The sequence below is a fragment of the Paenibacillus gansuensis genome, from assembly GCF_042684925.1.
GTDB lineage: Bacteria > Bacillota > Bacilli > Paenibacillales > DY6 > Paenibacillus_N > Paenibacillus_N gansuensis.
On record NZ_JBHUME010000005.1, the window covers coordinates 664,378 to 684,550 of the forward strand.

Annotated in this window: 20 protein-coding genes; 14 read left to right on the top strand and 6 right to left on the bottom strand. The window is 51.6% G+C overall.

The window, feature by feature from the left end; all coding sequences use genetic code 11:
* The first annotated feature begins 1 nt into the window (after window position 1).
* From ACFSUF_RS07205 to ACFSUF_RS07230, 6 genes are all read left to right on the top strand, one after another.
* Complete coding sequence (locus ACFSUF_RS07205; protein WP_377601538.1) at window positions 2-1,339, top strand: dihydrolipoamide acetyltransferase family protein; 1,338 nt, start codon at window positions 2-4, stop codon at window positions 1,337-1,339.
* A 4-nt stretch (window positions 1,340-1,343) separates the two neighbouring features.
* The gene (lpdA, locus tag ACFSUF_RS07210; RefSeq protein WP_377601540.1) at window positions 1,344-2,750 is read left to right on the top strand and encodes a dihydrolipoyl dehydrogenase; all 1,407 of its coding nucleotides are present in this window, start codon (window positions 1,344-1,346) and stop codon (window positions 2,748-2,750) included.
* Window positions 2,751-2,845: 95 nt separating this feature from the next.
* The gene (locus ACFSUF_RS07215) at window positions 2,846-3,685 is read left to right on the top strand and encodes an ATP-binding protein (protein WP_377601777.1); all 840 of its coding nucleotides are present in this window, start codon (window positions 2,846-2,848) and stop codon (window positions 3,683-3,685) included.
* Between the two features lie 50 nt (window positions 3,686-3,735).
* Window positions 3,736-5,685, top strand: coding sequence for a nitric oxide reductase activation protein NorD (locus ACFSUF_RS07220; protein ID WP_377601542.1), 1,950 nt, complete (start codon window positions 3,736-3,738; stop codon window positions 5,683-5,685).
* Between the two features lie 78 nt (window positions 5,686-5,763).
* Entirely contained in the window at window positions 5,764-6,558 is a 795-nt protein-coding gene (thyA, locus tag ACFSUF_RS07225; RefSeq protein ID WP_377601544.1) for a thymidylate synthase, read from the top strand.
* A gap of 9 nt (window positions 6,559-6,567) precedes the next feature.
* Entirely contained in the window at window positions 6,568-7,062 is a 495-nt protein-coding gene (locus ACFSUF_RS07230) for a dihydrofolate reductase (protein WP_377601546.1), read from the top strand.
* Window positions 7,063-7,151: 89 nt separating this feature from the next.
* On the opposite strand, the gene ACFSUF_RS07235 is transcribed toward ACFSUF_RS07230, so the two are convergent.
* Window positions 7,152-7,361: a hypothetical protein gene (locus ACFSUF_RS07235; protein WP_377601547.1), complete on the bottom strand. Its 210-nt coding sequence runs from the start codon at window positions 7,359-7,361 to the stop codon at window positions 7,152-7,154.
* Between the two features lie 99 nt (window positions 7,362-7,460).
* Here ACFSUF_RS07235 and ACFSUF_RS07240 point away from each other — a divergent pair, with 99 nt between their 5' ends.
* Together ACFSUF_RS07240 and ACFSUF_RS07245 are read left to right on the top strand one after the other, a co-directional pair.
* Entirely contained in the window at window positions 7,461-7,958 is a 498-nt protein-coding gene (locus ACFSUF_RS07240) for a metallophosphoesterase family protein (protein WP_377601549.1), read from the top strand.
* A 243-nt stretch (window positions 7,959-8,201) separates the two neighbouring features.
* Complete coding sequence (locus ACFSUF_RS07245; RefSeq protein ID WP_377601550.1) at window positions 8,202-9,686, top strand: glutamate synthase subunit beta; 1,485 nt, start codon at window positions 8,202-8,204, stop codon at window positions 9,684-9,686.
* Between the two features lie 113 nt (window positions 9,687-9,799).
* Here ACFSUF_RS07245 and ACFSUF_RS07250 read toward each other — a convergent pair whose 3' ends face one another.
* From ACFSUF_RS07250 to ACFSUF_RS07265, 4 genes are all read right to left on the bottom strand, one after another.
* Complete coding sequence (locus ACFSUF_RS07250; protein WP_377601552.1) at window positions 9,800-9,961, bottom strand: hypothetical protein; 162 nt, start codon at window positions 9,959-9,961, stop codon at window positions 9,800-9,802.
* Window positions 9,962-9,975: 14 nt separating this feature from the next.
* The gene (locus tag ACFSUF_RS07255) at window positions 9,976-10,782 is read right to left on the bottom strand and encodes a hypothetical protein (RefSeq protein WP_377601553.1); all 807 of its coding nucleotides are present in this window, start codon (window positions 10,780-10,782) and stop codon (window positions 9,976-9,978) included.
* Between the two features lie 111 nt (window positions 10,783-10,893).
* Window positions 10,894-11,058, bottom strand: a complete 165-nt coding sequence (locus ACFSUF_RS07260) for a hypothetical protein (protein ID WP_377601555.1) — start codon at window positions 11,056-11,058, stop codon at window positions 10,894-10,896.
* Window positions 11,059-11,195: 137 nt separating this feature from the next.
* A complete protein-coding gene (locus tag ACFSUF_RS07265; RefSeq protein WP_377601557.1) occupies window positions 11,196-11,339 on the bottom strand; it encodes a hypothetical protein in 144 nt (47 codons plus the stop codon).
* Window positions 11,340-11,545: 206 nt separating this feature from the next.
* On the opposite strand from ACFSUF_RS07265, the gene ACFSUF_RS07270 reads away from it, so the two are divergent.
* Genes ACFSUF_RS07270 through ACFSUF_RS07280 form a run of 3 tightly spaced genes read left to right on the top strand, consistent with a single transcriptional unit; the run spans window position 11,546 to window position 14,586 of the window.
* Window positions 11,546-13,390 carry an SgrR family transcriptional regulator gene (locus ACFSUF_RS07270; RefSeq protein WP_377601558.1) on the top strand — a complete coding sequence of 615 codons (1,845 nt, stop codon included), beginning with the start codon at window positions 11,546-11,548 and terminating at the stop codon, window positions 13,388-13,390.
* A gap of 15 nt (window positions 13,391-13,405) precedes the next feature.
* On the top strand, window positions 13,406-13,696 hold the full coding sequence (locus tag ACFSUF_RS07275; protein WP_377601560.1) for a hypothetical protein: 291 nt from the start codon (window positions 13,406-13,408) through the stop codon (window positions 13,694-13,696).
* Between the two features lie 47 nt (window positions 13,697-13,743).
* Entirely contained in the window at window positions 13,744-14,586 is an 843-nt protein-coding gene (locus tag ACFSUF_RS07280) for a DegV family protein (protein WP_377601561.1), read from the top strand.
* A 132-nt stretch (window positions 14,587-14,718) separates the two neighbouring features.
* Here ACFSUF_RS07280 and ACFSUF_RS07285 read toward each other — a convergent pair whose 3' ends face one another.
* Window positions 14,719-15,483, bottom strand: a complete 765-nt coding sequence (locus tag ACFSUF_RS07285; RefSeq protein ID WP_377601563.1) for an HAD family hydrolase — start codon at window positions 15,481-15,483, stop codon at window positions 14,719-14,721.
* Window positions 15,484-15,653: 170 nt separating this feature from the next.
* Here ACFSUF_RS07285 and ACFSUF_RS07290 point away from each other — a divergent pair, with 170 nt between their 5' ends.
* The 3 genes from ACFSUF_RS07290 (at window position 15,654) to ACFSUF_RS07300 (ending at window position 20,162) form a co-directional block, all read left to right on the top strand.
* Window positions 15,654-16,727: a Gfo/Idh/MocA family protein gene (locus ACFSUF_RS07290; RefSeq protein WP_377601564.1), complete on the top strand. Its 1,074-nt coding sequence runs from the start codon at window positions 15,654-15,656 to the stop codon at window positions 16,725-16,727.
* A 130-nt stretch (window positions 16,728-16,857) separates the two neighbouring features.
* Entirely contained in the window at window positions 16,858-17,847 is a 990-nt protein-coding gene (locus ACFSUF_RS07295; RefSeq protein ID WP_377601566.1) for a lipoate--protein ligase, read from the top strand.
* Window positions 17,848-17,891: 44 nt separating this feature from the next.
* Window positions 17,892-20,162, top strand: a complete 2,271-nt coding sequence (locus ACFSUF_RS07300; protein WP_377601779.1) for a type IA DNA topoisomerase — start codon at window positions 17,892-17,894, stop codon at window positions 20,160-20,162.
* The last annotated feature ends 11 nt before the right edge of the window (window positions 20,163-20,173 follow it).

Here is a 20,173-nt window from a genome sequence, read left to right on the forward strand (position 1 = left end):
CGTGGCGATTTATAAATATCCATTCCCCGAGCTTGGAGAAGGCATCCATGAGGGCGAAATCGTAAAAATGCATATCCAGCCCGGCCAAACGGTAACGGATGAAGATATCATTATGGAAGTTCAGAACGATAAGGCGATCGTAGAAGTGCCTTGTCCGGTTAACGGTAAAATTGTGGAAGTTCTTGTTAAAGACGGCCAGGTTTGCCACGTAGGAGAGATCGTTGCAACGATCGAAGTGGAAGGCGAACTGCCTGCAGGGGCAGAAACAGCTGAAGAAACAGCTCCTAGCGCTTCTGTAGCGACTGGCGCTGCTGAAGTAAAACAGGATACTCCAGTTCCTTCCGAAGCAGGCGCTCCTGCAGCGGCGGCAGCGGCAGCTCCGGTTGAATCTGCATCCGCTCACGAAGTACTGGCTACGCCAAGCGTGCGCAAGTATGCCCGCGAAAAGGGTGTAAACCTGACTCAAGTGAACGGCACCGGCAAAAATGGACGCATTACGCGTGAAGATGTAGCAGGCTTTACTGGCGCGGCTCCAGCACCAGCGGCCCCTTCCGAAGCAGCAGCACCTGCGGCGGCGGAAGCTCAAGCAGCGCCGGATGCGCCAAAAGCAGCTCCTGCAGCAGTTGCAGCAGCAGGTGGAGCAGAGGAACGTATTCCATTCAAAGGCATCCGCAAAGCGATTGCCAATGCAATGGTCAAATCCGTATACACCGCTCCTCACGTAACGATTATGGACGAAGTAGACGTTACGAAACTGGTTGACTTCCGTACGAAACTGAAGCCTGCGATGGAGAAGAAAGGCATTAAGGTTACTTACCTGCCGTTCATCGTCAAAGCACTGGTAGCGGCTTGCCGCGAGTTCCCGGTAATGAACTCCACAATCGACGAAGCAGCTAACGAAATCGTCTATAAGAAGTACTACAACATCGGTATCGCTGCTGATACGGAGCAAGGACTTGTCGTTCCTGTCGTGCATGAAGCGGACCGCAAAAATGTATGGACTGTAGCAAAAGATATTAAAGAGCTTGCCGGCAAAGCACGCGACGGCAAACTGGCACCGCAGGAAATGAGAGGCGGCACGATCACGATTTCCAATATCGGTTCCGCCGGCGGAATGTTCTTTACTCCGGTCATCAACTTCCCTGAAGTGGCGATCCTGGGTACGGGCCGCATTTCCGAGAAAGCGATCGTCAGAAACGGAGAGCTGGTAGCGGCTCCTGTTATGGCCCTTTCCTTAAGCTTCGACCACCGTGTAATCGATGGCGCGACAGCGCAGAATTTCATGAACCATATCAAAAACCTGCTCGCAGATCCAGAGCTATTCATGATGGAGGTGTAAAAAAATGGTCGTAGGTGACGCTTCTTTAGATATTGACGTAGTCGTAATCGGTGCAGGTCCCGGAGGGTATACAGCGGCAGCGAAAGCTGCCCAAATGGGACACAGCGTAATTGTAGTAGAGAAGAATGAGCTTGGCGGGGTATGTCTGAACGTCGGCTGTATTCCTTCCAAAGCCCTTATTTCCGTTGCTCATACTTATGAAAATACAGCTCACGGCGAAGCTATGGGGATTACCGCTTCCGATGTGAAAGTGGAATTTTCCAAAGTGCAAGAGTACAAGAACAGCGTAATCAGCAAGCTTGTCGGCGGCGTAGGAACACTGATGAAGAGCAACAAGGTTCAAGTATTCCGCGGCGAAGCGATGTTTATCAGCGAGAACGAAGTGCGCCTGTTCAATGAACAGGAAGCGCCTCGTTACCGTTTCAAGCACTGTATTATCGCAACAGGTTCAAGACCGATCGAATTGAAGACATTCCCGTTCGGCGGACGTATCTTGTCCTCCACCGAAGCGCTTAGCCTGCCTGAAGTGCCAAAGAGCCTCGTCGTAATCGGCGGCGGTTATATCGGTATGGAGCTTGGCCAGGTATACGCGAAATTCGGTGCGAAAGTAACGATCATTGAAGGTTTCGACACGATCCTGCCGGGCTTTGAGAAAGAACTGTCCCAGCTTGTTGTGAAGAACCTGTCCAAGTATGATGTGGAAATCGTAACCGGCGCAAGAGCGGAAGGCGCGGAACAAACCGAGTCTGAAGTGAAAGTGAAGTACTCCGTGAACGGCGAGTCCAAAGAAGTTACGGCGGACTATGTTCTGGTTACGGTTGGACGCCGTCCTAACACCGATGGAGAACTGGGCCTTGACCTGCTGAACATGAAGCTGGACAACCGCGGTTACGTTGAAGTCGATAACCAAGGACGCACAAGCGTGCCTAACATCTACGCGATCGGCGACATCGTAGCAGGACCCGCCCTGGCGCACAAAGCTTACTACGAAGCCCGCACCGCTGTGGAAGCTCTATCCGGATTGCCTAGCGTTATTGACTACAAGTGTATTCCGCTTGTATGCTTCACGGATCCTGAAATCGCAAGCGTCGGCTTAAGCGAAGCGGAAGCGAAGGAAAAAGGCATGAACGTTGTTATCGGTAAATATCCATTCTCCGCTAACGGCCGTGCGCTTTCGATGAACGCTCCGGACGGTTTTGTGAAACTGGTCGGCGACAAAGAAACCGGTGTAATTATCGGTGCGCAAATTGCCGGTGTCGAAGCTTCGAACCTGATTGCCGAGATGGCTCTTGCTATCGAAATGGGCGCAACGATGGAAGATGTATATCTGACTATCCACGCTCACCCTACATTAGGCGAATTGACTTACGATGCGGCTGAAATGGCTTTGCATAAGCTGAAAAAGAAATAAGCATGAACAGGGAGAGGAGGCCATTACGTTGTAATGGTCTTCTTTTTGTTGGAAAGAGGTGGATCCATTTGGGAAACGGAACGCGCGTAGAAGAACTGCTGGAATTAGCGAAGTCCGGAGCTTGGGTGACGGAGCTGGCGGCAAGGGCGGGGAACGGCGGTTATATTCCGCCGGATGAAGCCATTGCGTTCGACGCCGCGCTGGCGCTGGCGCTGGGCAAGAACGTCCTGCTGCAGGGGCCCACGGGATCCGGGAAGACGAAGCTGGCGGAGACGCTTGCACAGTGGTTCGGCATGCCGATGCATGCCGTTAACTGCTCGGTCGACCTGGATGCGGAGGCGCTCATCGGGTTTAAGACACTGTCGCATGACCAAGGGCGTCCGACGGTGGAGTATGTTCCGGGGCCCGTCGTGAAAGCGATGACGGGCGGAGAGTTGTTGTACATTGACGAAGTGAACATGGCCAAACCGGAAACACTGCCGATTATTAACGGCGTATTGGATTACCGCCGCAGGCTGACCAATCCGTTTACAGGGGAGGTCGTGGAGGCGGCGGAGGGGTTTGGAGTAATTGCCGCCGTCAATGTCGGATATGTGGGCACGGTCCCGTTGAACGAGGCGTTGAAAAACCGGTTTGTGGTGGTTGACGTGCCATATTTGCAGGGCGAAGCGCTGGAGAAGCTGATCCGCGAGCAGAGCAGCCTTCGCGACGCGTCACTCATCAGCCGTTTCGTGCGGTTGTCTTCAGACCTGCTGGAGCAGATCCGGATGGGACAGCTACCGGATGAAGCGGCATCAATTCGGGCCCTGCTGGATGCTTGCGATCTTGCAGCTTATTTGCCGCCGGAACGGGCTATTCGCCGCGCTATCGTGGATAAGCTGGAAGACGAGCGCGAGCAGGCTGCTGTGCGCAATCTGGCCGAGACGCTCTTTTAGGAGAAGGACATTTCGTCGGTCAGAAATTGTACAGAAAGGAGTGGAATCTTATGGCGTTTGTCCAGCTGGAACCCAGTGAAGTAGAATCGTTCGTCCAGATGCAGCTGCTGGATCTGGCCCGCACGTTAGCCAGAGATGAGGAACTGACGCTGGAATATGATCTCTATTCGGCATGGCTGCCGTCTGCGTCGGGAACTGCCGGCTCCCGGCTGTTTTTGTCCCGGTTTTGGAGCGGTATGGAACAAAAACGGCAGCTGATCGGCCTGAAAAGCGATGTGTATTTGCGGACGCTTGGGACAGCAGTGCATACAGAACCCGGTGCTATTAGGGATTACAGGTCCAGGCTGGAGGAGTTCCCTCTTCCTTCTTTTTCTTTGCAGCTGTTTCTCTTGTGCGAGGAAGTGCGACTGGCTTATCTGGTAATGCAGGACCGCCCGGGGACACAGAGGATTTTGCTGCAGCGCTTTGCCATGCTGCACAGCTATTATACAGGCAGGGCCGCTCAGCATATGCGGCAAAAGCAGGAGGCTGACGCGCTGTTCGCTGCCATAGCAGCGCGGCTGATGAGCGCCGGCCCGATCGGCGATACGGCGGCGGTGCTCAGCGAGCCGCTGCAGGAGCTGCTGTCGGGCCTGCGCCCGCTGCTTGCAAGGGCGGAAGAGGCGTGGTCTACTTGGGAGACCGCGTCGATTTGCGCCGCCGCTGCCGAGGCGGCAGGCGAGCGCGTAGTCACGGATATGACATCCGTGTACTACGCGCTCAAGGCCGGCAGCGCTGCGCCTGCCGGCCCGGACCGCAGCGCCCTGCCTGCGCAGCAGCAGGCGCCGGAGGCCCCGCGGGAGCGCGCCAAGCCGCTCCCGAACAGCGGCGCTTCCGCCGACCGCAACGCGGCGGAAGGCGCGCCGGAGCGTCTCCCGACGTGGCACCGGGAGACGAAACCCGCCTCCAGCCTGCTGCGCTTCGAGCTGGAGCGCGGCACCCGGTCGCACTCGGACGGCTCTGCTGCGCGGAGCCTCGAGGAAGGCGACCAGGCGCTGGCCACCGTCCGCGCGGCCGAACTCCGCGCCCGGACAAACCAGGCCGTCTCCGGCGACGACCTCGCCGCTGACGAAACCCGCCCGCCGCGCTCCGCACGCGCGGCGGACATCAACCGCTTCGCGCGGGCGGTGCGCGTGGCCCCTAGGGCCCCGGCGCCCGGCGAAGCGGAAACCTACCGCAGCATCGCGGCGGCTGTCGCGCCGCTGCGCCGCAAGCTGTCGCGCACCATCCTGCTGACGATGGAGCGCAAACGCACCGCCCCTCGCGTCGATCTGGCGTTCGGACGCATCGGGCGCAAACTTGTGCGGGCCGCGTATGAAGACATGCCCCGGCTCTTCTATAAGAAGAGCCGTCCCGCGCCGCGGCCTGACTGCGCCTTCCAGCTGCTCGTGGACTGCTCCGCCTCGATGCAAGACAAGATGGAGGAAACCCGCCGCGGCCTGGCACTGATCCATGAGACGCTGCAATCTCTGCAAATCCCTCATAACATCACCGGCTTCTGGGAAGAGGCGGAAGACGTCAAACCTGACGATTTTCCAAATCTGTTTCAACATGTTGTGCCTTTTGCACAGTCGCTGCACACGGGGAGGGGGCCCAATCTGCTCCAGCTGGAAGCACAGCAGGACAACCGGGACGGGTTCGCGATCCGGACCGTGCTTCCGCAGCTTTTATCCCGCCCCGAAAAACAGAAGATCCTGATCGTGTTCACGGACGGAGAACCTTCAGCAGAGCAATACCATGATGAAGGCGTATTGGATACTTATGAAGCAGTCCATGAAGCGAGAAGGCGGGGGATTGAAGTGATCGGCGTATTTCTGGCGCGAAGGGAAATTACAGACGGAGAACGCAAAACGATGGAAAACATCTATGGGAGGGGCGCAGTCCTCATCCCAAGCGTCGAGGAGCTTCCTCAGCGATTTTCTCCTGTGCTTAAAAAGCTGCTACTGAACAGCATTCTTTAGATCGGCTTGCCAATGGCTCTTCTAATCGGCGTCGATTCTTGGTAAGATTATGTCTAAACAAGTAGAAGAGGTGACCGGATGAAGTCGTATTTACAATTGCTGCAGGATATTATGGACAACGGAGTCCAGAAAGAAGACAGGACCGGCACCGGCACGATCAGCGTGTTCGGACGGCAGCTTCGCTTCGATTTAAGCGAAGGTTTTCCGTTAGTAACGACAAAGAAAGTCCATTTGCGTTCGATTATCCATGAGCTTCTGTGGTTTTTGAGCGGGGATACCAATATCCGATATCTGAAAGAAAACAAAGTGACGATCTGGGACGAGTGGGCGGATGAGAACGGGGATTTGGGTCCGGTATACGGGTCCCAATGGAGGTCCTGGCCGGCGCCCGATGGACGGAAAATCGATCAAATTGCGCAGGTCGTCGAGCAGATTAAGGCCAACCCGGATTCCCGCCGGCATATTGTAAATGCCTGGAATGTGGCCGAAATTGACCAAATGAAGCTCCCGCCCTGCCATTTTGTGTTCCAGTTTTACGTAGCTGACGGCAAGCTGTCATGCATGCTTACGATGCGCTCTGTCGATACGTTCCTGGGGCTTCCTTTTAACATTGCCAGCTATGCGCTGCTCACGCATATGATGGCGGAGCAGTGTGGACTGGAGCCTGGAGAATTCATTTGGTCGGGAGGGGACGTTCATATCTACTCCAATCATATCGAGCAGGTGAAACTCCAGTTAACCCGTGAGCCTTTGCCGCTGCCGAAGCTGGTAATCAAGCGGAAGCCGGATTCCATTTTTGACTATAAATACGAAGACTTCGAAGTATCAGGCTATGAAAGCCATCCGGCGATTAAAGCGCCTGTAGCGGTCTAGGAGGTACTTATGCAGGAGACAAGCATCATCCTGATAGCGGCACGAGGCCGGAACGGCGAAATCGGCAAGGATAACAAGCTGCTATGGAAGCTTCCTGCCGACATGGCCTTTTTCCGCAGGACGACAATGGGCCACCGCATCCTGATGGGCCGCAAAACATTTGAGTCTATAGGGAGCAAGCCGCTTCCTGGGCGCGACAACTATATTCTCACCTCTCATGCGGGTTATCAAGCGGAAGGCTGCCATATTGCACACTCGGTGGAGGAAGCGGTTCAGGCGAACGAGGGGCATACGCTGTATATCATCGGCGGTGCTGAGGTGTACAAGCAGTTTCTGCCTTTCGCAGACACCCTGGTTCTCACGGAGATCGATGAAGCTTTTGATGCTGATACGTACTTTCCGGCCTTTGATCCCGAAATGTGGGCCGCTGCGGAAGAGGTTCCCGGCGTGCGGGACGACAAGAACCCGTATGACTACCGTTTCGTTACATACCGGCGCAAGTAAGAGTGAACGCTTTTTGGAGAAGTCACAAGTACTAAACAGCAGAAAAGACCGAAGGGCGATCCCTTTGGTCCTTTTCTTTCAAACTGCCGTTAGAATCTGGAACAGAACTGCTGCAAGTCCTCCATCAACTGATGGGTTGCTTCCTGTTCCATTTCTTCGTTTTCTTCCTTCTTTTGATGTTCAAACTCATCCATCATAGCGTGGGCGACAAATTCGGCACTGACTCCGTAGTGTTTGACCAGAGCGAACAGGTCTTCCAGATGGTCGTGGTTGTCAATAATTTCGGATAATCTGCTCATGGGCTTTCAGCACACCTTTCTAATGATTTCCATCCGTTAGTGTGGCTGATATCCCGCTGTTTTATGTAAATCGATCTAATTTAACAGGGGGTGCCTTTTTTGAGAATCGGAATTGTATCGGACACGCATATGTCTCCCAAAGTCGCAAGGCTTCCAAATGCACTGGTGGAAGGGCTTCAAGGGGTAGAGTTGATACTGCATATCGGTGACTGGACGTCTTTGCATGTGGCCGGCATGATGGAGGAAATCGCTCCTGTAGACGGAGTCGCGGGCAATAACGACGGATTGGAGATCCGCGAAAGGTTCGGCCGCAAAAAGGTACTGTCGATCGCCGGCTTCCGCATCGGTATGGTGCATGGGGACGGGAGCCGCAAGACAACGGAGCAGCGGGCATGGGAGGCTTTCGAAGGAGAGCAGGTGGATGTCATCCTGTTTGGGCATTCCCACATTCCTTTCATGGAACGAAGAGGGGAAGTGCTTATGTTCAATCCCGGATCGCCGAGCGATAAAAGGCGGCAGCCCAAGTATTCGTATGGAATTTTGGAACTGGAGGGCACCATCCGAGCGCAGCATTATTACTATGAAAGCAAAGCGTGAGCAAAGCTTCATGTGAAATAGTGCAAAGTTTTGACCGGATTATCCATTGGCGCTTTATGTGATTCCGTGATAAGATATGTGAAATTTTACCCGTTAAATTTTTGTTAATGAGGCTGTAAAGAAAGTTTTATAATGCAAATAGATAGAATTGCTAGACAGTTTCGCAGGTCGGTATGGTAAACTAACAGTTATATGAAGAGTGAAGAGCTATACCGGAAAACATGGATGGGGGAATAGAGAGTCATGTCGACACCTACTGGATTTATGGAATATAAGCGCGAACTGCCGGCTGATCGTGAACCAGCGCAGCGTATTTTGGACTGGGAAGAGTTTCACCATCACTTTTCCGAGGATAAAATCCGTACGCAAGGGGCGCGCTGCATGGATTGCGGAACGCCTTACTGTCATACAGGCATTGAGCTGAACGGACAAACTTCGGGATGCCCGGTCAACAACCTGATTCCCGAGTGGAACAATCTGGTGTACCGCGGCCTATGGAAAGAGGCGCTGGACCGCCTTCACAAGACGAATAATTTCCCTGAGTTTACCGGCCGTGTCTGTCCTGCGCCGTGCGAAGGAGCATGTACGGTAGGGTTGATCGGTGAACCGGTCGCCATCAAGTCGATTGAACAGGCGATTATTGATAAAGGGTTTGACGAAGGCTGGGTTGTACCAAAAGCGCCTTCCAAGAGAACAGGCAAGCGCGTTGCCGTTGTCGGTTCAGGACCTGCTGGGCTTGCCGCTGCTGCGCAGCTGAACAAAGTAGGACATGAAGTAACCGTATATGAGCGTGCAGACCGTATCGGCGGCTTGCTTACTTACGGCATTCCTTCCATGAAGCTCGATAAAGGCGTAGTTCAGCGCCGTGTAGATCTGATGGAAGCCGAAGGCGTGAAATTCGTAACGAATACTGAGATCGGCAAGGACATCTCGGCAGCACAGCTGCAGCAGGATTACGATGCTGTCGTGCTTTGCGGGGGCGCAACGAAGCCGCGGGATATCCCGATCGAAGGACGCGAGCTGGACGGCGTTATGTATGCTATGGATTACCTGACAATGAATACGAAAAGTTATCTTGATTCCAATTTGCAGGACGGAAACTATGTAAATGCGGAAGGCCTTGACGTTATCGTTATCGGCGGCGGGGATACGGGTACGGATTGTGTAGCTACGGCTCTGCGCCATAAATGCAACAGTGTAACGCAGTTCGGTACGCATGCAAAAGGCCCTGAAGCCCGCGACGAAAGCCGTAACCCTTGGCCGCAATTCCCTAACGTTTACACATTGGATTACGGACATGAAGAGGCCAAAGCTCTTTACGGTCATGATCCACGTGAGTTTTCCGTACTGACCAAGAAATTCGTCGGCGACGAGAACGGCCGGGTGAAAGAGCTTCATACCGTACAAATTCAGCGTAAAGTGGTCGACGGGGTTAAGATTTACGAAGAAATCCCTGGCACGGAGAAGGTTTATCCTGCTCAGCTGGTTTTGGTGGCTATCGGTTTCGAAGGTCCCGAGAATACACTGGTACAGCAATTTGAACTGGAAACGGACCGCTGGACGAACGTGAAAGCGGCGAAAGGGAAATACCGTACGAACGTTGAAGGCGTATTTGCTGCCGGCGACATCCGCCGCGGCCAGTCACTAATTGTATGGGCCATTAATGAAGGCCGTGAAGCAGCTCGCGAAGTAGACAAATTTTTGATGGGTGCAAGCATTCTGCCATAATACATTATTCTTATCAGCAGCCCCGCCAGCCGGTTCTCCGTGCAGCGGGGCTGATTTGCCTGCATATGCAAAAAACCTCCGGCTTCCGCCGGAGGTTGGATATGTAGCTTCGTTTATTTAGCTGAGTGAATCTCTTCGATCTTGCCTTTCAACAAAACCGTACCGTGATGCGCATACGTAAGGGCAGGGCGGTCCGAATGCTTCACTTTCTTCACCGTTCTCCTGTGGGGCCCGCGGGGAGTCACTCTGAAAATATTCTTTAAGAATAATAGCATGTCCAACCCCTCCTTTACTTAGAGTTTACTACAAATTGTACCAATTTGTCCATATGGCCGAGCATGGTGAAAGGATAGATAATTTGCGCCCATTCCTGGATTCTGGCTTCCGTGTCTAACGTTGCATTAATAGCAATAAGGCATCCTAATTTTAATTCTCCTTTGTTACGAATGAACAACAGCGTGTCGGAATCGCCATTTACGAATTGGCGGCGGGCGCCTTCCCAGGTCGGATACGTTTTCTCGGTTTCCAAAAAGATGCCGACAGCCTTCAAATCCATCTCGAGCTGAGTCTGGGTTGCCGCACGTCCCCAGTGCCAGCGGGTCAGCTTATGCCTGCCTGCGCGGTCGTTCGTTACGAGCAGAGCCCGGACTTCAAGCGTAGGAACGTTATATAATGTACTTACATCATCTATTAATGCTTGAAACAGTTTATTCACGCGTTCCGTTTTTAAATCATTCGAAATGCCCCGATCCGATGCGGCTTCCACCAGTTCCGCAATCATCCGGTCGTAATCGTACGTGGATTGATAGGATGGATTGGATTCCTCGGCGGTCTCCCGCCGTCTGGAAAAGGCTGCGGTAACAGCTGCAGAGAGGACGACAACAGGAGAAGCGTACGACAGCAATAGCAGCAAAAACTTTAGCCGGCCTGCGAGAGTGCCGGCCGCGTTCCAATCTGCCAGCAGCGCCAGCGGTGTTGACAGAACTCGATTCCAGGCGAACATTTCTTCAAAAATGGCGGTAGCCAGTAGAATCACAAGTGCGGCCAAAACTTTACCGATCCAGGAGGTTCGCGCACGAAGCAGAAAATTCATCAATAATGCCAGCGTCCCTTCTACAATATGGAAATAACCACCTCTTAACTATACATGGGATCCGCCCTCTTAACAACAAAAAAACGCCCATTCCCAGGCGTTGGTTTCGTATGGTTAAGTCTGCTTGCCCCTTAGACACAAGGTACCTTGGGTCGCGGGGGGGATCGGCTTATTGGATTCAATCGTAAACTCAACCAATTGTCCCTGGGGCAGGGATTTTAATATTTTTGCATCGATAATTTCCAGCGCCAGCTTCATCTTGCCTTTCCTGCCAGGCATGGGAGGTCCCCTCCTTACTTTCGTTTGAAACCGCCCGCTACTTGTAGAAACGGTCTTGATTTATCATATGCAGCAGGAGCCAAAGAAAACCTGATAAGCTTGAAATTAGCAAAAATTGTGCGAATGCCTGCCAACATTCATATCCAGCGGACCAGCATAGTAAATAGAAGCTGAAGTTTAGCCGAAGTCAGCCAAACCGCAGGCTTCCCGCCCAAAAATCGTTCATTATCTGACAAATCATATTCAATCATTTTCTCACCTACATACTCTTCTAACAACATGTTTGATCACCCTTTATATTCCTTATTTGTACTTTATTGTATATTTGGGAAAAGGGGATAAAAAGAGTTAAGAATATAAATATTATTTCACCTTTTATTTTGGAACCGGATTTGATACTTTGATTGTAACGCGTTAAAAGAGGATGAAAAGGGTATGGATTAATTAATGAATTTCACCTTTTTGTTGACGGAAGGAGGCTGCCCGCATGCACCTGGCACTTCAATATTTGGATGTAAGAAAGCATTTCGCTGAGGCGGCGCTTGGAGAGAAGGTACCTGTAACGGTAGATGAGCTATCCTCCATTTTCTTTTGCACGCCAAGGAACGTAAAGATTGTGATTAAGAAGCTGTCGGATGCGGACTGGATTGAATGGTATTCCGGGCGGGGCCGGGGCAATGTTTCATCGTTATTGTTCAAGCAGCCTTTGGAAGATGTGCTTCTGGAAGTGGCAAGGGAGGAGATGGCGCGCGGACAGTTGAAAGAGGCTTTATCCGCCATCGAAAAGTACGGGGAGCATACGGACGCGAAAGACCGGTTTATGGAATGGCTGAACGGCTATTTCGGTTACGACTCGGTTCAGAAACATACGGGGCATATTCAGACATTCCGGTTTCCGCTGTACAGGACGATCAGCACACTGGATCCGTGCAAGCTGATTTATGCTTTTGACGGTCATTTGGGCCGCCAAATTTTCGATACGCTCGTTGTTTTTAATAAACAGACGCAGATGATTGAACCGCATCTTGCCCATTGCTGGGAAACGAGCGGGGACGGGTTATTATGGACGTTTTACCTCCGCAGAGGCGTGAATTTTCATCATGGCAGGGAATTGACCGCAGAGGATGTCGTGTATTCGTTCCGCCGTACGCTTCGGGAGCATGAGGGCGACGAGCATCTTTGGCTGGCTGGATTGAACTGTATAACCGCATTGGACCGGCATACCGTACAATTTTCTCTCAAGAGGCCGAACTGGCTGTTTCTCCGTTATTTATGCAATATAGCGGCTTGTATCCTCCCAGAGGAACTTGTAGAGAAGATGGGTCCGGAATTCTTCCTGTACCCGGTCGGAACAGGCCCTTTTAAACTGACGAAATGGACGGCACAGATCGTGATCCTGGACGCTAATCCGCATTATTTTCTAGGGCGGGCGCATTTGGACCGGGTTGAGATCGTTATTTTTCCCAAAGAGGAAATCGAGAAAAAGCAGGAGCCCGAATGGCAGCAGCTGATCTGCTACGGGGAGTTTTGCAGGCTTCCTGATCCAGATTGGGAGCGCATTGAAGAAGTTTGTTCGGGCAGCAGCATTCTCACGTTTAATCTGCGAAGGGAAGGTCCGATGCAGAATCCGAAACTCCGTAAAGCGATTCATCATTTGTTCGACCGCAATAAGCTGGTGACCGAATTAGGCGGGGAACGGATTATGCCGGCACAAGGGTTATACCCGCGGAATCTGCAATCCAAAGAGGACTTGTACTTTCATCCCGAAGAAGCCCGCCGTCTTCTTTCAGAGTCAGGATATCAAGGGGAACCCATACATCTTTACAGCTATAATAAGCACTCTAAAGACGTGTACTTTATTCAGAAAGAATGCGCAGCTTTCGGAATTCAGGTAGAAGTGCATGTGATTTCGTGGACGGATATGTCCCGGTTTGATTATATGTCCAAAGCCGATATGGTGTTCTTCTGTGTAATTTTAGAAGATGAGCAGGTGTCCATCAGCGAGACGTACCGTTCCCGCAATTGCACCATTGCCAATCATTTAAGCCCTGAGCTTTCAGGGGAAGTAAACCGGATTTTGGATCAGGTACCGATGGAAGCATCTGGTTTGAAACGTCAAGCTATGCTTGACCGTATAGAAGCATTACTCATGGAACATAATGCGCTTACTTTTCTGAGCCACAGCAAACTGGATACCTCGTTTCACCCTTCCGTCCGCGGATTAAGCTTCAATTCCGTTGGCTGGATGGATTTCAGGCATATTTGGATCAAGCCGTCTTTTGAAGAGTTACGAACCGGAAATGGAACCGGAATATTGAATTCGCAGTTGTAAGGGGATTGATCATGGATGATGAAATATGATTCGGATTATTATTCTGAGCTTACATTTATAAACATGGAGGCTGAGATAGAGCACCGTGACGGGCAGTGGATCGATATTTATGTGCGCCTGACGCTGGATTCAGCTGTCCCTGCCCCTGAGGAAATGGAACAATTGTCCGCATGGGTGATCTGCAATGCCGGCGGTAACATAGTGCAAATTGTAGCGTTGGACGCAGGCTGTGACACGGAATATCAATTTACGCCCGATGAGAAACGGCAGCTGAGTGCATTTGTGCAGACATTAGATTTGAATTGAGGAAAGCTGACAAGTACTTCAAGCATAAGAACGAGAGGAAGGCAAGCATGGCCATATTATTAATTTCGGACGGGAGCGCGGATTTACCGAAAGAGGTGCTGGAGGAATCCGGTGTCACGATTATACCGTTGTCAGTCCATTTCGAGCATGAACAATTCAGCAGTTCCGAACTGACATCAGGTCAGTTTTACAGCAAAATGAAATCGGAAACGCTGCTTCCGAAAACATCGAGCCCGTCTCCGCACGATTTTATGGAGATTTATAAACAGGCAGAAGGAAAAGATGTATTGGTTTTGGCTCTGTCTTCGGCGCTGAGCAGTACATACAATCACGCGAAGCTGGCGGCTGAAATGATGCAGGAAGAGAACTATAAAGGCAATATCGAAGTCATAGATTCCCGCTCCGCTTCTAACGGTCTTGGACTTATGATCTACAGAGCGGCGCAATCCATTAAAGAGGGCTTTGGCTTTAAGGAAGTAGTCGACCGTGCAAAACAGGAAGTAGCCGATTCCAGGACTTTGATTTTTCTTGAGACACTTGAGAATGTGGTAAAAGGCGGGAGGCTTGACCGTGTAAAAGGCGCGTTAGCTTCGTTCCTTAACATCAAACTGCTTATGCATAGGACGGATGAAGGCGCGATTGAAGTTCTCGAGAAAGTAAGAGGTTCCCAAAATGCAGTCAAACGCCTGATCGATAAAATCGGGGAAGTCAGGGAAGAGTGCGGCAAGAAGGATGTTCTGGCGATAGCACACAGCAATTGCGAGGAGAAAGCCAAGGCCATCCGCGATATGGTGATGCAGAGGTACACGTTTAGGGAAGTACACATTTCCGAGATGGGTCCGGTAATCGGAACCTATGCAGGCGAAGGCGGTATAGTGGTGTCTTTATGAGATAAACCTCTATCGGGGTCTTTCGAAGAAGAGCGACCGCGAAGCTCGTTTTCGTTTCCGAAAACTAATCCTATCTTATGTGGTAACTATGGAAAAGACCGGAGCTGGGCTCCGGTCTCTTTGCCGTTATTTCTAGGAAGATACTGCGCCTTGGACCGGGCCGGTCGTGCCATGATACTTGCGTATGGCATCCGGCACTTCCGTCAGGTCTTTGAGAGTAAGGAAAGCCCCTTGCGGGGTGACGTGAATTTCCACATTGTTATACTGCCATTCTTCCAGGGCGGGAATGAAAATCGCATGAATGCCGCTCTGCAGCGCAGGAACAATGTCCGTGCGGATCGAGTTCCCGATCATCCAGGTATGCTTACGGTCGTACTGATGTTCAACTAATATCCGTTCAAGGACATCTACCGTTTTGTGCTGGGCAATGAAGATCCGGTCCTCGAAAAAGGAAGCCAGCTGCAGCTTGTCGACTTTCTTCTGCTGAACCGCCTGCACGCCTCCCGTATACAAGCATAACAGATGCCCCTGATCCTTTAGCGTCTGCAGCGTTTCCATCATATGAGGAAAAGCCTCGAATTCCTGATCATAAACACTGCTGCCCAGTTTATAGAGAAAATCCTTCTCCTCCTGCTTTTCCGGATGGCCGGTTATATGGCAGTAGTGAAGATACGTATCGATAAACGATTGCGGAAAATGCTCCAATGTGAAGCCGTGGATTTCGACCATGGCCACATCCAGCTCTTGCTGCATATCGCGGATTTGCTTCTCTGTAACGCCGTAACCCCGAAACCACATCTCCATCTGGTCCGCAAATTGGGAGATAATCATATTGAAGTATTTGTTACAGTGAATCAGTGTGTCATCCAAATCGAAAATGATCGTTTGTTTGGTCATAGCTCTATCTCCATTAGTCAGTTTGATGTGCGTGATCTGTTTCTATTGAGTATTGCCATCGTACCATATTCCTGTATTTGGGGACAAACCCGGGTTGTCCTACTGGCACAGTTTTATGGATTCATGTACAATAATGGTTATGTGATGAACGATTAAGGGAGGTACTTACGTTGTCCACGGAACGCTCAATACAACTAGGAATCATCGGAGCCGGCAATATCGGCAATGTACATATGTTAGGTTTTAAGCAAATGCCTGAAGTCAATCTGGCTGCAGTGACAGACACATTTCTCCCGCTCGCCCAGCTGCGCGCACAGGAACATGATATCGCCCGAGTGCACCACACGCCGGATGAACTGCTTGCGGATGACTCTCTGGATGCCGTTATTATTGCAGTCCCTAACCAATGGCATGCACCGCTTGCTATTAAAGCTCTTCAATCCGGAAAGCATGTGCTGCTTGAAAAGCCGATGGGCATTGATTCCCAAACGGCGAAACAGATCGTAGAGGCGCAGCGCGAATCAGGCAAGGTGCTGATGGTAGCTCACCAGATGCGCTGGGATTGGCTGCCTCTTCAATTGAAGGAACAGATCGACAAGGGCGCGATGGGACGGATTTATAACGCTAAAGCAGGCTGGATGCGCCGTAAAGGCATTCCGGGCTGGGGTACCTGGTTCACACGCAAAGAAGAAGCGGGCGGCGGTCCGCTGATTGATATCGGCGTACATCTGCTGGACCTGTCTCTGCACCTGATGGGAAGCCCGAAACCCGTTTCCGTTTTCGGTACCACGTATGCTGAATTCGGGCCTAAGAAGAAAGGGATTGGAAGCTGGGGAAAACCGAATTGGAACGGATATTATGATGTGGAAGACCTAGCAACTGCCATGATTAAGCTCGATAACGGCGCTACTTTGACGTTAGATGTTTCCTGGGCCGTCCATATGAATACCGACAGCAATTCCTTTATTCACTTGATGGGGGATACAGGCGGAGCATCCATCACCGGAAGCAGCGGGAAATTGTTAACCGAAGTTTTTGACCAGACGGTAGAAGTGGACCTGAGCAAGCCGGAGAACGATGAAGGTGAACGTATCCGTATGAACAGGCACTTTATTGAATGTATCCAGACCGGCGCGACACCATGGACATCAGCTGTAACAGGCTACAGGAACAATTTAATCATTGATGCGATTTATGAATCTTCCAGAACGGGCAATGAAGTGAAAATTAATTGGGAAGTGTAGACAAGAGCGGCCCGATTAGGATGAATTGTTTGGGGTCCGACCGGTTAGCCCTGTTGCCGGAAGGGCTTTTTTTTCTTACCGCATAAGAAAGTTTATCTCATGTCAGGATTGACAGGAACGGAGGTATTCCATGCTGTTTATTGACAATGAATTACAATATGATCCGAGTGTGAATTTGGCTATAGAAGAATTTGCATTAAAGCATTTGAACATTGAGCAGGAATACCTGTTATTTTACATTAACGAGCCTTCCATCATTATAGGTAAGAACCAGAATACGATGGAGGAAATTAACCTGCCTTATGTGAAGGACCACAACATCCATGTAGTGCGCCGTTTGTCCGGAGGCGGAGCGGTGTACCATGACAAAGGCAATTTAAATTTCAGCTTTATTACCAAAGATGACGGAAAATCGTTCAACAATTACAAGAAGTTTACGGAACCTGTCGTGCGGGCTCTGCGCTCACTCGGTGTACAAGCTGAACTGACTGGGAGAAACGATATTCAGGTAGGCGAACGCAAAATCTCCGGGAACGCGCAATTCTCCACAAGGGGCCGGATGTTTACCCATGGAACCTTATTGTTTAACACAGAGATGGAACAGGTAGTTAACGCACTGAATGTAAATCCGGAGAAGATTCAATCCAAAGGGGTCAAATCCGTCCGCAGCCGGGTAGCGAACATCTCGGAGTTTTTATCGAAGCCGATGACGATTGAGCAGTTTAAGGAGTATATTTTGCATGCAATATATGAAGGACGTCCCGTAGAGCAATATAAGCTTACAGAGGACGACTGGAGCCGGATACATGACATTTCCTCGAACCGGTATCGGAATTGGGACTGGAACTATGGCCAATCGCCTGCCTATAATTTCCGGAACTCCCGCAGGTTTGAAGGGGTTGGGAGCATTGATGTACGCCTTACCATCGAACAGGGACGGATTACAAATGCGCAGATTTACGGCGACTTTTTCGGGATCCATGACGTGAGTGAACTGGCAGCCCGTTTCATTGAAATCCGCCACACTGAAGAGGATGTAAGAAAGGCGTTGGACGGGGTCGATGTAAAACCTTACTTCGGCAATATTGATAAAGAAGATTTTATCGCGCTTTGTTTCTAGGAATCGCAGGATGAAGGATAGAGCATAAAAGGGGATGGACGATCATTCAATCTAAGATTCTGATCATTGCAGAGAAACCGGATATGGGCCGCAACATTGCCGCCGCGATCGAGCCGAAAGCCGTCAACAAGAGAACGCACCTGGAAGGGGAGCGTTATATCATCACCTGGGCGATCGGGCATTTGCTGGGGCTGGCTGAACCTGATCATTACGACGATAAATATAAGCGATGGAATTTCGAGCATTTGCCTATCATTCCTGACGATTTCAAGCTGATTCCCAATGCCAAAACGAAAGATCAGCTGAAAGTTATAGGCGAGCTGGCCAAGCAGTGCGGCGAGCTTGTCAACGCCTGCGATGCGGGGCGGGAGGGGCAGCATATTTTTTCATTGATTCAGAGGCATTTGAGGTTGAAGCAGCCGGTAAAGCGGTTATGGATTTCAGACCTGACGCCGGAGACGATCCGCCAAGGCTTTGCGTCGTTACGTGACGGCAGCGATTTTGAGAATTTGACCAAAGCGGCGAGAGCGCGGAGTGAAGCGGACTGGCTGATCGGCATGAACGGTTCGCGGGCGTTTACAACCAAGCACAATGTGCTTTTGTCCGTAGGCCGTGTTCAAACGCCTGTCCTAGCCCTGATTTATGACCGAACCAAAGAGATCGAGTCGTTCGATTCTTTGAAGTATTTTGAGGTGGAAGGGCATTTTGCCCAGCAGGAGACGGCATACCGCGGCATGTGGCAGGGTGACCGGTTTACGGATCCGAAAAAGGCCGAGGCGCTGGCCGCTCTGGTAAAAGGGAAGCAGGGGTCGATCGACAGCTACGAAGTGAAGGATACAAAAGAATATCCATATAAACTGTACGATCTGACGTTACTGCAGCGGGACGCCAATGCCAAATTCGGATTTTCCGCCAAAAAAACACTGGATGTCGCTCAGGCGTTGTATGAGAAACATAAAGTCATTTCGTATCCGAGAACGAATTCCAACTATGTGACCGAACAGAATATTCCGGAGATGCACAAGTCGCTGGATATGCTGAAAGGTTCTTCCTACGATGCACTGGTGCAGAATGCGAATCGGGCACTGGTTCATAAAAACAACAAGAATCTGTGCAATCCGGTCAAGGTGGAAGATCACCACGCCATCCTTCCGACAAGGAAGAGGGCTTCGAATTTGTCCGCAGATGAGCAGAAAATATATGACTTGGTAGTACGGCGGTTTCTGGCGCAGTTCTATCCGGCAGCCGAGTACAAGATGCACACGGTGATGACGAAGGTAGAGGGCGAACTTTTTAAGACGACGGTCAAGGAATTGCTCCAGTTAGGCTGGAAGGTGATTTATGCCGATCAGAAGAAGGAGAAGCCTAAGTCCGGAAAAGGCAAGGAAGAGGACGGCGAAGACGAGGAAGAGACGAACACTCCGTTTTCGGTAGATGCTTCCTTGCCCGTTACGTGCACTGATGCCCTTGTGAAAGAGAAGGACACCCAGCCGCCAAAACATTATACGGAAGGCACGCTGCTCAAAGCAATGGAGAGCGCTGGCAAACAGATCGAGAATGACGAGCTTCGCGAGGCGATGAAAGATGCGGGGCTCGGGACGCCTGCTACGCGAGCCGCGACGATTGAGCGGCTTAAGAATGTGGGTTATGTCCAGATGCAGGGCAAGCAAATCCGGATCACGCCCAAGGGGCGCACCGCGATCGAGCTGATCCGAGGCGCGGGCGTGGAGCTGTTAACCTCACCGGAGATGACCGGAGCGTGGGAGCGCCGCCTGAATGAAATTGCAGGCGGCAAGGCGGAGGACCACGTGTTCATGAACAACGTGATCCGGTTCACGCGGGTCATCATCGATAAGGTGAGGAGCCAGCCCCGCGCTGCCCGGCAAGCGTTCGAGCCGGGCGAAGCGGAAAGCGCCGGCGGGCGCAAAGGCGCCAAGGCGGCGGCAGCTGCGGGACGCGCCCGTTCAGGTACGGGCGCGAAAGCGGGCTCTGCCGTCAAAGACGGCGCCAAGGCCGCCGCAGGCGAGGCTGCCCCTGCCGCCCGCTTGCCCGACTGTCCGCGCACCCGGTGCGGCGGACAGCTGATCGAGGGCAAGCGGGGCTTCGGCTGCAGCAAATACAAAGAAGGCTGCTCCTTCGTGATCTGGAAGAGCAGCCTGGGTAAAACGATTACTCCCGCCATGGTCGCATCGCTTGTCGCCAAAGGGCGGACCAACAAGCTGAAGTTCAGCGGCGGGGATGGGGCAGCGTTTACAGCTAAGATCGCGCTGAAGAACACCGAAACCGGAGAATTGGCTTTGGAGAGGGAAGAATGAAGCGTATGCAC